The organism is Streptomyces sp. NPDC040432, from assembly GCF_055595445.1.
This window is the reverse complement of sequence record NZ_JBVIVP010000002.1, coordinates 704,713-715,678: the sequence shown is the minus strand read 5'-3', so window position 1 is coordinate 715,678 and position 10,966 is coordinate 704,713. Positions and strand designations below refer to the sequence as shown.

Sequence of the window (10,966 nt, the reverse complement as noted above, 5' to 3'; positions counted from 1 at the left end):
GTACGTTTTTGGACTGACTCGCTGGGATTCGCTGGAAGTGTAGTTGGCCCGCCCTATCACGCCGGTTCGCACAGCGCGCGGCCGGCCTGCCCGGAGGGCGTACGCCCGTGCGGCGCCTGACCTGTGGGGGTTCGGCGACCGCGGTGGCCCGGCTTATGTTTTGACCGGAGTGGATGCGGTAGGTACGCTCAGACCTTGTGCCTGGGGTGTGCCTGGGCTCCCGCGCGTGTCCATCAACCGCACGTGAGCCCGCATCGGCCACCGCGATCCATGCGTTTCCGTGCTTGCGCGGAGGTCCGCCGGATCCGACACACCCGACCGCGTGGGTCGGCAAAGTTCCAGGTTAGCTTCACTACACGGCACACAGAAACCGGAGAAGTAGTGCCTACGATCCAGCAGCTGGTCCGGAAGGGCCGGCAGGACAAGGTCGAGAAGACAAAGACCCCCGCGCTTGAGGCTTCGCCCCAGCGTCGTGGCGTCTGCACGCGTGTGTTCACGACCACCCCGAAGAAGCCGAACTCGGCGCTCCGTAAGGTCGCGCGTGTGCGTCTGACCTCCGGCATCGAGGTCACCGCTTACATTCCGGGTGAGGGACACAACCTGCAGGAGCACTCGATCGTGCTCGTGCGTGGTGGCCGTGTGAAGGACCTGCCGGGTGTTCGTTACAAGATCATCCGCGGTGCGCTTGACACCCAGGCTGTCAAGAACCGCAAGCAGGCCCGCAGCCGCTACGGCGCCAAGAAGGAGAAGTAAGAATGCCTCGTAAGGGCCCCGCCCCGAAGCGCCCGGTCATCATCGACCCGGTCTACGCATCTCCTCTGGTGACGTCGCTCATCAACAAGATCCTCCTGAACGGCAAGCGCTCCACCGCCGAGCGCATCGTTTACGGCGCCATGGAAGGCCTCCGCGAGAAGACCGGCGCCGACCCGGTCATCACGCTGAAGCGCGCGCTGGAGAACGTCAAGCCGTCGCTTGAGGTCAAGTCCCGCCGTGTCGGTGGCGCGACCTACCAGGTGCCGATCGAGGTCAAGCCCGGTCGCGCGTCGACCCTCTCGCTGCGCTGGATCGTGGGTTACTCCCGCGCCCGTCGCGAGAAGACCATGACCGAGCGCCTCATGAACGAGCTCCTCGACGCCTCGAACGGCCTCGGTGCGGCCGTCAAGAAGCGTGAGGACACGCACAAGATGGCCGAGTCCAACAAGGCCTTCGCGCACTACCGCTGGTAGTCCCACCCCACATCGAGACCGAGAGAAGACCGAAGCCTTATGGCTACCACTTCGCTTGACCTGGCCAAGGTCCGCAACATCGGGATCATGGCCCACATCGACGCGGGCAAGACGACCACCACCGAGCGCATCCTGTTCTACACCGGTGTGTCTTACAAGATCGGTGAGGTTCACGACGGCGCCGCCACGATGGACTGGATGGAGCAGGAGCAGGAGCGTGGTATCACCATCACGTCTGCCGCCACCACCTGTCACTGGCCGCTCGACGACGTCGACCACACCATCAACATCATCGACACCCCGGGTCACGTGGACTTCACCGTCGAGGTGGAGCGTTCGCTCCGCGTCCTCGACGGCGCCGTCACCGTGTTCGACGGTGTCGCCGGTGTTGAGCCGCAGTCCGAGACCGTCTGGCGTCAGGCGGACCGCTACGGCGTCCCGCGCATCTGCTTCGTCAACAAGCTCGACCGCACCGGCGCCGAGTTCCACCGCTGCGTCGACATGATCAAGGACCGCCTCGGTGCGGTTCCGATCGTCATGCAGCTCCCCATCGGTGCCGAGGCCGACTTCCAGGGCGTCGTCGACCTCGTCACGATGAAGGCGTTCGTCTGGTCCGCCGAGGCGACCAAGGGCGAGATGTACGACATCGTCGACATCCCGGCCACGCACACCGAGGCTGCTGAAGAGTGGCGCGGCAAGCTGGTCGAGACCGTCGCCGAGAACGACGACGAGATCATGGAGCTGTTCCTGGAGGGCAACGAGCCCTCCGTCGAGCAGCTGCACGCCGCCGTCCGTCGCATCATCCTGGGCTCCGGCAAGGGCAAGGGCGAGCCGACGATCACCGCGGTGTTCTGTGGCACGGCGTTCAAGAACAAGGGTGTTCAGCCCCTGCTCGACGCCGTCATCCGCTACCTCCCGTCGCCGCTGGACATCGAGGCCATCGAAGGCCACGACGTCCGCGACGCCGAGGTCGTCGTGAAGCGCAAGCCCTCGGACGAGGAGCCCCTCGCGGCGCTCGCGTTCAAGATCATGCGTGACCCGCACCTCGGCAAGCTCACCTTCGTCCGGGTTTACTCGGGCCGCCTGGAGGCCGGCACCGCGGTGCTGAACTCCGTCAAGGGCAAGAAGGAGCGCATCGGCAAGATCTACCGCATGCACGCGAACAAGCGTGAGGAGATCGCCTCGGTGGGCGCCGGTGACATCGTCGCCGTCATGGGTCTGAAGCAGACCACCACCGGTGAGACGCTGTGTGACGACAAGGCCCCCGTGATCCTGGAGTCCATGGACTTCCCGGCTCCGGTCATCCAGGTCGCCATCGAGCCCAAGTCCAAGGGCGACCAGGAGAAGCTGGGTGTCGCCATCCAGTCCCTGGCGGAGGAGGACCCCTCCTTCCATGTCCACTCGGACGAGGAGACCGGCCAGACCATCCTCGGCGGTATGGGCGAGCTGCACCTTGAGGTGCTGGTCGACCGTATGAAGCGCGAGTTCAAGGTCGAGGCCAACGTCGGCAAGCCGCAGGTGGCCTACCGCGAGACGATCCGCAAGACCGTCGAGCGTCACGACTACACCCACAAGAAGCAGACCGGTGGTACCGGTCAGTTCGCCAAGGTGCAGATCGCGATCGAGCCCATCCTCGAAGCCGATGGTCCGGCGTACGAGTTCGTCAACAAGGTCACCGGTGGCCGCATCCCGAGGGAGTACATCCCCTCGGTCGACGCCGGTGCGCAGGAAGCCATGCAGTTCGGCATCCTGGCCGGCTACGAGATGACCGGCGTCCGCGTCATTCTTCTCGACGGTGGCTACCACGAGGTGGACTCCTCGGAGCTCGCCTTCAAGATCGCCGGTTCGCAGGCCTTCAAGGAGGCCGCCCGCAAGGCGTCTCCCGTCCTGCTCGAACCGATGATGTCCGTTGAGGTCACCACGCCCGAGGAGTCCATGGGCGACGTCATCGGTGACATCAACTCCCGCCGTGGCCAGATCCAGGCCATGGAGGAGCGTCACGGCGCTCGTCTCGTGAAGGGCCTCGTGCCGCTTTCGGAGATGTTCGGCTACGTCGGAGACCTCCGCAGCAAGACCTCGGGTCGCGCCAGCTACTCGATGCAGTTCGACTCCTACGCCGAGGTTCCCCGGAACGTCGCTGAGGAGATCATCGCGAAGGCCAAGGGCGAGTAACTCTTCGGAGTACACGCTTTAGGCTTGTCACCGGAGCCTCTGGGGCAACAGGAGCAACCCTCCCGCTGCCCCGGGGGAGCCGGCTATCCAGCAAAGATCACCTGGCGCCGACCATTCAAGGCGTACAGAACCACTCTCAGGAGGACCCCCGTGGCGAAGGCGAAGTTCGAGCGGACTAAGCCGCACGTCAACATCGGCACCATCGGTCACATTGACCACGGTAAGACGACCCTCACGGCCGCCATTACCAAGGTGCTGCACGACAAGTACCCGGACCTGAACGCGGCTTCGGCCTTCGATCAGATCGACAAGGCTCCTGAGGAGCGTCAGCGCGGTATCACCATCTCGATCGCGCACGTCGAGTACCAGACCGAGGCGCGTCACTACGCCCACGTCGACTGCCCGGGTCACGCGGACTACATCAAGAACATGATCACCGGTGCCGCGCAGATGGACGGTGCCATCCTCGTGGTCGCCGCCACCGACGGCCCGATGCCGCAGACCAAGGAGCACGTGCTCCTGGCCCGCCAGGTCGGCGTTCCGTACATCGTCGTCGCCCTGAACAAGGCCGACATGGTGGACGACGAGGAGATCCTGGAGCTCGTCGAGCTTGAGGTCCGCGAGCTGCTCTCCGAGTACGACTTCCCGGGCGACGACCTCCCGGTCGTCCAGGTCTCCGCGCTGAAGGCGCTTGAGGGCGACAAGGAGTGGGGCGACAAGCTCCTCGGCCTGATGGACGCCGTCGACGAGGCGATCCCGACCCCGCCGCGTGACACCGAGAAGCCCTTCCTCATGCCCGTCGAGGACGTCTTCACGATCACCGGTCGTGGCACCGTCGTCACCGGTCGCATCGAGCGTGGTGTCCTGAAGGTCAACGAGACCGTTGACATCATCGGCATCAAGCAGGAGAAGACCACCACCACGGTCACCGGCATCGAGATGTTCCGCAAGCTGCTCGACGAGGGCCAGGCGGGCGAGAACGTCGGTCTGCTCCTCCGTGGCATCAAGCGCGAGGACGTCGAGCGCGGCCAGGTCATCATCAAGCCCGGTTCGGTCACGCCGCACACCGAGTTCGAGGCCGCCGCGTACATCCTGTCGAAGGACGAGGGTGGCCGTCACACCCCGTTCTTCAACAACTACCGCCCGCAGTTCTACTTCCGTACCACGGACGTGACGGGCGTTGTGACCCTCCCCGAGGGCACCGAGATGGTCATGCCCGGTGACAACACCGACATGACGGTCAACCTCATCCAGCCCGTCGCGATGGAAGAGGGCCTGAAGTTCGCCATCCGTGAGGGTGGTCGTACCGTGGGCGCCGGCCAGGTCACCAAGATCACGAAGTAATTTCGTGCTCTGACCCGGTCGTCCGCGCGAGCGGACACCATGTTTGACGGAAGGGCCCCTTCCCACCGCTCCGGCGGCGGGGAGGGGCCCTTCCGCGTGCAGGGTGCCCCGGGCGACCCGGGAGGGCCCGGGGACGCGCTGTCGGCGGTGTATGAGACGCTCCCGATGTGTGGGGGCGTCGTAAGGGCGCAGCAGGAACGTTTCATGGGGTGGGGAACAGGCATGGCACAGCGGGACGACGACCGACCGGGCATATCCGACGAGGAATGGCGGCGGTTCGGCGAGCAGGTGGGGCAGGGGAACGCGGACGCGCCCCAGGAGCCGTCCGCGCGGGCGCGGATGGTGACCGAGCGGCTGCGGCGCGAGGACGAGGAGCGGCAGAAGGCGGCGGGGCGGTTCGGGCGCAAGCGCAAGGCGGCCGCGGCGGAGCCGCCCGGTTGGCGCACCGGGCCCGCGTGGCAGGAGATGGAGCGGCGGGGGAGGGGCAGGCGCCGGCTCAAGGCCGCGGGGGCGATCGTGCTCGTGGCCGGACTGGCGTTGATCGCCCTGCGGCCCGAGCTGTTGATCGACCGGATCACGGGGAAGGCCGAGTCCCGGGCGGCGGCGGAGCAGGCGGGGCCGCTGTCGGCGGAGTCCGTCCGGCCGAGCGCGGCGCCGGAGAGCCAGTACCCGGACCGGCCGACCCCGAAGGACCCCTTCCGCGGCTCGCCGGCCCTGCAGTGGGCGGACGGCGCCGCCGGCATCGAGGTTCCGCAGGCCGAGGCCGTCAACGGAGTCGACAAGGAGCGGGTCGCCGACGGCATCGCGAAGGCGAAGCAGTTCCTGGTGGCGGCCAACCTGGACCCGGCGGTGCTACGGGGGGAGCGTCCGGTGGCGGCGCTGGCGCTGCTCGACCCGAAGGACGGCACGACGCACCAGCGGATGCGGACGGCCTACGAGAAGCCGTCCAAGGAGGCGGACCCGCTGGACCTCTTCACCCGGTACGACCCGGCGGAGCTGCGGCCCGTCGGCGACGTGGTGAAGGTGCGCGGACGGATGTGGCTGGAGGCGGGGGCGGAGGCCGGGCAGGCCTCGATCAAGATGGACTACTCCTTCGTCCACCCCTTCGTGCGGGTCAACGGTAACCCCGAGGACGTGGCCCGGAGCATCGTGCGGCGCGAGCTCACGTTCGAGGTCGTCGACGCGGAGAAGTGGGAGTCGACGCCCGGGAAGCTGTGGCTCCGGGAGAACCTGCTGAGCGTCGGCAACACCTCGTGCGACCGGTACGACGGCTACCTGCACCCGTCCTTCTTCTCGGACCCGGGCGCGAACGGACCGGAGCCTTCCGGGGAGCTGGTGGACCCGTACGACCGCAGTCGGGGCATCGACACCCCCGGTAGCGAGAAGTGCGGCACGCTCTCCCGCTCCTGACCAGGCGGACACCCCGTCGGGCAAATGCGCGCCGTAGTTTGACGTGTCCCCGCGGCGGGGTATTGTCTTCCGCCCGATTGGCCAGGTACGTGTCTCGTATGGCAGACTACTCAAGTTGCTCGGTTGAGTGCCGATGTTGCGCGCCTCCCGCCGGGAGGACCGGAAGCGAGTCCCACAGTACTCGTCGTCCTTAATCTGCCCCTCGGGGCAGCAATGGGGACGGACGTACGGGAATCTTCTGGGAAGCGTCAGCAAGGTGCCCACCAGGCACTCGGTGGGTGTCTTTCCCCCGATGCGCGGTCCGGGACCGCATCCCCTTGGATGAGGGAATTTCCGTATGGGAATTTTCTGTGGAGGGTGTGCGACACGCCCGACCGCGTGGGTCGGAGGAAGGACTGCGGGAGTCATCCCGCGGCCAACCGGGAGCCAGAGCGTTCCACATACAGACAGGACTACGGAGTAGCCATGGCGGGACAGAAGATCCGCATCCGGCTCAAGGCCTACGACCACGAGGTCATCGACTCCTCGGCGAAGAAGATCGTCGAGACGGTGACCCGCACTGGTGCGTCGGTCGCAGGCCCGGTGCCGCTGCCCACTGAGAAGAACGTGTACTGCGTCATCAAGTCGCCGCACAAGTACAAGGACTCGCGCGAGCACTTCGAGATGCGCACGCACAAGCGCCTGATCGACATCCTCGACCCGACCCCCAAGACCGTTGACTCGCTGATGCGCCTGGACCTTCCGGCCGGCGTTGACATCGAGATCAAGCTCTGAGAGGCGTCGAGAAGATGGCAAAGCAGATCAAGGGCGTCCTGGGCGAGAAGCTCGGCATGACCCAGGTCTGGGACGAGAACAACCGTGTCGTCCCGGTCACCGTGGTCAAGGCCGGACCCTGCGTCGTTACCCAGGTCCGTACGAACGACATCGACGGCTACGAGTCGGTCCAGATCGCCTTCGGCGAGATCGACCCGCGCAAGGTGAACAAGCCCCTCAAGGGTCACTTCGCCAAGGCCGACGTCACCCCCCGCCGCCACCTGGTGGAGCTCCGCACCTCCGACGCCAGCGAGTACACGCTCGGCCAGGAGATCACTGCTGAGGTGTTCGAGTCCGGCGTCAAGGTTGACGTCACGGGCAACAGCAAGGGCAAGGGCTTCGCCGGTGTCATGAAGCGTCACAACTTCAAGGGCCTCGGTGCCGGTCACGGCGTCCAGCGCAAGCACCGCTCCCCCGGTTCGATCGGTGGCTGCGCCACCCCTGGGCGTGTCTTCAAGGGCATGCGCATGGCCGGTCGTATGGGTAACGAGCGCGTCACCACCCAGAACCTGACCATCCACGCGGTTGACGCGGAGAAGGGTCTGCTCCTCATCAAGGGCGCGGTCCCCGGTCCGAACGGCGGCCTCGTCCTGGTCCGTACCGCGGCCAAGGGGGCTTGAGGTAATGAGCACCATTGACATCCTTTCGCCGGCAGGCGACAAGGCCGGTACCGTCGAGCTCCCCGCGGAGATCTTCGACGCGAAGACCAGCGTTCCGCTGATCCACCAGGTCGTTGTCGCTCAGCTGGCTGCTGCCCGTCAGGGCACGCACAAGACCAAGCGTCGTGGCGAAGTCCGTGGTGGTGGCCGCAAGCCTTACCGCCAGAAGGGCACCGGCCGCGCTCGCCAGGGTTCCACCCGCGCTCCGCAGTTCGTCGGCGGTGGCGTCGTCCACGGCCCTCAGCCGCGTGACTACTCCCAGCGGACCCCGAAGAAGATGAAGGCCGCCGCCCTCCGCGGTGCCCTCTCGGACCGTGCGCGTCACTCCCGCATCCACGTCGTCACCGACGTGGTCGAGGGTGCCGCCTCCACGAAGGCCGCCAAGACGCTGTTCGGCAAGATCTCGGAGCGCAAGAACCTGCTCCTGGTCGTCGACCGCTCCGAAGAGGCCGCGTGGCTGTCCGCCCGCAACCTGCCCCAGGTTCACATCCTGGAGCCGGGCCAGCTGAACACGTACGACGTGATCGTCTCTGACGACGTGGTCTTCACCAAGACCGCCTTCGAGTCCTTCGTGTCTGGCCCCAAGGCCGATGAGACCGAAGGGAGCGACGCCTGATGTCCGAGGCGACCGTTACCAGCAAGACCTTCACCGACCCGCGCGACCTGCTGATCAAGCCGGTCGTGTCGGAGAAGAGCTACGCGCTGCTGGACGAGAACAAGTACACGTTCATCGTCGCGCCCGGCTCCAACAAGACCCAGATCAAGCAGGCCGTGGAAGCGGTCTTCGGGGTCAAGGTCACCGGGGTCAACACGATCAACCGTCAGGGTAAGCGCAAGCGCACCAAGACCGGTTTCGGCAAGCGCGCTGACACCAAGCGCGCCATCGTGACCCTCGCTGAGGGCGACCGAATCGACATCTTCGGCGGCCAGGCCTCCTAACGGAGGTCTAGTCGTCCGGAATCGGACGAGGACTGAGAAATGGGTATCCGCAAGTACAAGCCGACGACCCCGGGCCGTCGTGGCTCCAGCGTCGCCGACTTTGTCGAGATCACGCGGTCCACGCCGGAGAAGTCGCTGGTTCGCCCTCTGCACAGCAAGGGCGGCCGTAACAACACCGGTCGGATCACTGTTCGCCACCAGGGTGGCGGTCACAAGCGCGCCTACCGCGTGATCGACTTCCGTCGTCACGACAAGGACGGCGTGCCGGCCAAGGTCGCGCACATCGAGTACGACCCCAACCGCACCGCGCGCATCGCGCTGCTGCACTACGCCGACGGCGAGAAGCGCTACATCATCGCGCCGCGCGGTCTGCAGCAGGGTGACCGGATTGAGAACGGCCCCACGGCCGACATCAAGCCGGGCAACAACCTGGCTCTGCGCAACATCCCGGTTGGTACGACCATCCACGCCATCGAGCTGCGTCCCGGCGGCGGTGCGAAGTTCGCCCGCTCCGCCGGTGCGTCCGTGCAGCTGCTCGCGAAGGAGGGCGTCATGGCCCACCTCCGCATGCCGTCCGGCGAGATCCGTCTCGTCGACGCCCGCTGCCGCGCCACGGTCGGCGAGGTCGGCAACGCCGAGCAGTCGAACATCAACTGGGGCAAGGCCGGCCGTATGCGCTGGAAGGGCGTTCGCCCGTCCGTCCGCGGTGTCGCGATGAACCCGGTTGACCACCCGCACGGTGGTGGTGAGGGCAAGACCAGTGGTGGTCGCCACCCGGTCTCCCCGTGGGGTCAGAAGGAGGGTCGTACTCGCTCGCCGAAGAAGGCTTCGAGCAAGTACATCGTCCGCCGCCGCAAGACGAACAAGAAGCGCTAGGAGCGGGTTTAGATGCCGCGCAGTCTCAAGAAGGGGCCCTTCGTCGACGACCACCTCGTAAAGAAGGTGGACGTCCAGAACGAAGCCGGCACCAAGAACGTCATCAAGACCTGGTCCCGTCGCTCGATGATCATCCCCAGCATGCTGGGTCACACCATCGCGGTGCACAACGGCAAGACCCACGTCCCGGTGTTCGTCACCGAGTCGATGGTCGGCCACAAGCTCGGCGAGTTCTCGCCGACTCGCACCTTCCGCGGCCACGTCAAGGACGACCGGAAGTCGAAGCGCCGCTAAAGGCGGGGTGGTTACGACTATGACTTACACCGAAGGGACAACCATGGAAGCCAGGGCCCAGGCGCGGTACATCCGCGTCACGCCCATGAAGGCCCGCCGAGTGGTGGACCTTATCCGTGGCATGGATGCCACGGAGGCTCAGGCGGTCCTGCGTTTCGCCCCGCAGGCCGCGAGCGTGCCGGTTGGCAAGGTGCTCGACAGCGCCATCGCCAACGCCGCACACAACTACAACCACCCGGACGCCTCCACGCTGGTCATCAGCGAGGCGTACGTGGACGAGGGCCCGACCCTGAAGCGGTTCCGTCCGCGTGCCCAGGGCCGTGCCTACCGGATCCGCAAGCGGACCAGCCACATCACCGTGGTCGTCAGCAGCAAGGAAGGTTCCCGGTAATGGGCCAGAAGGTAAACCCGCACGGGTTCCGGCTCGGCATCACCACCGACTTCAAGTCGCGTTGGTACGCCGACAAGCTGTACAAGGACTACGTCAAGGAAGACGTCGCCATCCGCAGGATGATGACGTCCGGCATGGAGCGCGCCGGCATCTCGAAGGTTGAGATCGAGCGCACCCGTGACCGCGTGCGTGTGGACATCCACACCGCTCGTCCGGGCATCGTCATCGGTCGCCGTGGCGCCGAGGCCGACCGCATCCGCGGTGACCTCGAAAAGCTCACGGGCAAGCAGGTCCAGCTGAACATCCTTGAGGTCAAGAACCCCGAGCTCGATGCCCAGCTGGTTGCTCAGGCCGTTGCCGAGCAGCTCTCCTCCCGCGTCTCCTTCCGTCGCGCCATGCGTAAGAGCATGCAGGGCACGATGAAGGCCGGCGCCAAGGGCATCAAGATCCAGTGTGGCGGTCGTCTCGGCGGCGCCGAGATGTCCCGCTCCGAGTTCTACCGCGAGGGTCGTGTGCCGCTGCACACGCTGCGCGCGAACGTGGACTACGGCTTCTTCGAGGCCAAGACCACCTTCGGCCGTATCGGTGTGAAGGTCTGGATCTACAAGGGCGACGTCAAGAACATCGCCGAGGTTCGCGCCGAGAACGCTGCGGCCCGTGCGGGTAACCGCCCGGCCCGTGGTGCTCAGGGCGCTGGCGACCGTCCCGCCGGCCGTGGTGGCCGTGGTGGCGAGCGCGGCGGCCGTGGTGGCCGCAAGCCGCAGCAGGCTGCTGGTGCCGAGGCCCCCAAGGCCGACGCTCCCGCCGCCGCTCCGGCTGAGAGCACCGGAACGGAGGCCTGA

General features: G+C 66.4%; 13 protein-coding genes. All 13 read left to right on the top strand.

Annotated elements, in window-relative coordinates:
• Nucleotides 1-381: 381 nt before the first annotated feature.
• The 13 genes from rpsL to rpsC all read left to right on the top strand — a co-directional run bounded on the left by rpsL (nt 382) and on the right by rpsC (nt 10,966).
• Nucleotides 382-753 carry a 30S ribosomal protein S12 gene (gene rpsL / locus ACZ58N_RS07045; protein WP_007265893.1) on the top strand — a complete coding sequence of 124 codons (372 nt, stop codon included), beginning with the start codon at nt 382-384 and terminating at the stop codon, nt 751-753.
• Nucleotides 754-755: 2 nt separating this feature from the next.
• On the top strand, nt 756-1,226 hold the full coding sequence (gene rpsG / locus ACZ58N_RS07040; protein ID WP_266626462.1) for a 30S ribosomal protein S7: 471 nt from the start codon (nt 756-758) through the stop codon (nt 1,224-1,226).
• A gap of 39 nt (nt 1,227-1,265) precedes the next feature.
• On the top strand, nt 1,266-3,398 hold the full coding sequence (gene fusA / locus ACZ58N_RS07035) for an elongation factor G (protein WP_471156445.1): 2,133 nt from the start codon (nt 1,266-1,268) through the stop codon (nt 3,396-3,398).
• A gap of 150 nt (nt 3,399-3,548) precedes the next feature.
• Nucleotides 3,549-4,742, top strand: a complete 1,194-nt coding sequence (gene tuf, locus ACZ58N_RS07030; RefSeq protein ID WP_281204230.1) for an elongation factor Tu — start codon at nt 3,549-3,551, stop codon at nt 4,740-4,742.
• Between the two features lie 222 nt (nt 4,743-4,964).
• The gene (locus ACZ58N_RS07025; RefSeq protein ID WP_471156442.1) at nt 4,965-6,152 is read left to right on the top strand and encodes a hypothetical protein; all 1,188 of its coding nucleotides are present in this window, start codon (nt 4,965-4,967) and stop codon (nt 6,150-6,152) included.
• Nucleotides 6,153-6,617: 465 nt separating this feature from the next.
• Complete coding sequence (gene rpsJ, locus ACZ58N_RS07020) at nt 6,618-6,926, top strand: 30S ribosomal protein S10 (protein ID WP_003948644.1); 309 nt, start codon at nt 6,618-6,620, stop codon at nt 6,924-6,926.
• 14 nt (nt 6,927-6,940) lie between these two features.
• On the top strand, nt 6,941-7,585 hold the full coding sequence (gene rplC, locus ACZ58N_RS07015) for a 50S ribosomal protein L3 (RefSeq protein WP_281204232.1): 645 nt from the start codon (nt 6,941-6,943) through the stop codon (nt 7,583-7,585).
• A 4-nt stretch (nt 7,586-7,589) separates the two neighbouring features.
• Nucleotides 7,590-8,240 (top strand): 50S ribosomal protein L4, encoded by a 651-nt coding sequence (gene rplD, locus ACZ58N_RS07010; protein ID WP_471156440.1) that lies wholly within the window; start codon nt 7,590-7,592, stop codon nt 8,238-8,240.
• The gene (gene rplW, locus ACZ58N_RS07005) at nt 8,240-8,563 is read left to right on the top strand and encodes a 50S ribosomal protein L23 (RefSeq protein ID WP_030154694.1); all 324 of its coding nucleotides are present in this window, start codon (nt 8,240-8,242) and stop codon (nt 8,561-8,563) included. The genes rplD and rplW overlap by 1 nt, the downstream gene beginning before the upstream one ends.
• 39 nt (nt 8,564-8,602) lie before the next feature.
• Complete coding sequence (gene rplB / locus ACZ58N_RS07000; protein ID WP_030388860.1) at nt 8,603-9,439, top strand: 50S ribosomal protein L2; 837 nt, start codon at nt 8,603-8,605, stop codon at nt 9,437-9,439.
• A gap of 12 nt (nt 9,440-9,451) precedes the next feature.
• Nucleotides 9,452-9,733, top strand: coding sequence for a 30S ribosomal protein S19 (gene rpsS, locus ACZ58N_RS06995; protein WP_008739713.1), 282 nt, complete (start codon nt 9,452-9,454; stop codon nt 9,731-9,733).
• Between the two features lie 43 nt (nt 9,734-9,776).
• Nucleotides 9,777-10,124, top strand: coding sequence for a 50S ribosomal protein L22 (gene rplV, locus ACZ58N_RS06990; protein WP_007265904.1), 348 nt, complete (start codon nt 9,777-9,779; stop codon nt 10,122-10,124).
• The gene (gene rpsC, locus ACZ58N_RS06985; protein ID WP_008739710.1) at nt 10,124-10,966 is read left to right on the top strand and encodes a 30S ribosomal protein S3; all 843 of its coding nucleotides are present in this window, start codon (nt 10,124-10,126) and stop codon (nt 10,964-10,966) included. The genes rplV and rpsC overlap by 1 nt, the downstream gene beginning before the upstream one ends.

Coding starts and splice junctions, on each gene's coding strand:
- rpsG (WP_266626462.1), top strand. CDS start 756: ATGCCTCGTAAGGGCCCCGCCCCGAAGCGCCCGGTCATCATCGACCCG.
- fusA (WP_471156445.1), top strand. CDS start 1,266: ATGGCTACCACTTCGCTTGACCTGGCCAAGGTCCGCAACATCGGGATC.
- ACZ58N_RS07025 (WP_471156442.1), top strand. CDS start 4,965: ATGGCACAGCGGGACGACGACCGACCGGGCATATCCGACGAGGAATGG.
- rpsJ (WP_003948644.1), top strand. CDS start 6,618: ATGGCGGGACAGAAGATCCGCATCCGGCTCAAGGCCTACGACCACGAG.
- rplC (WP_281204232.1), top strand. CDS start 6,941: ATGGCAAAGCAGATCAAGGGCGTCCTGGGCGAGAAGCTCGGCATGACC.
- rplD (WP_471156440.1), top strand. CDS start 7,590: ATGAGCACCATTGACATCCTTTCGCCGGCAGGCGACAAGGCCGGTACC.
- rplW (WP_030154694.1), top strand. CDS start 8,240: ATGTCCGAGGCGACCGTTACCAGCAAGACCTTCACCGACCCGCGCGAC.
- rplB (WP_030388860.1), top strand. CDS start 8,603: ATGGGTATCCGCAAGTACAAGCCGACGACCCCGGGCCGTCGTGGCTCC.
- rpsS (WP_008739713.1), top strand. CDS start 9,452: ATGCCGCGCAGTCTCAAGAAGGGGCCCTTCGTCGACGACCACCTCGTA.
- rplV (WP_007265904.1), top strand. CDS start 9,777: ATGGAAGCCAGGGCCCAGGCGCGGTACATCCGCGTCACGCCCATGAAG.
- rpsC (WP_008739710.1), top strand. CDS start 10,124: ATGGGCCAGAAGGTAAACCCGCACGGGTTCCGGCTCGGCATCACCACC.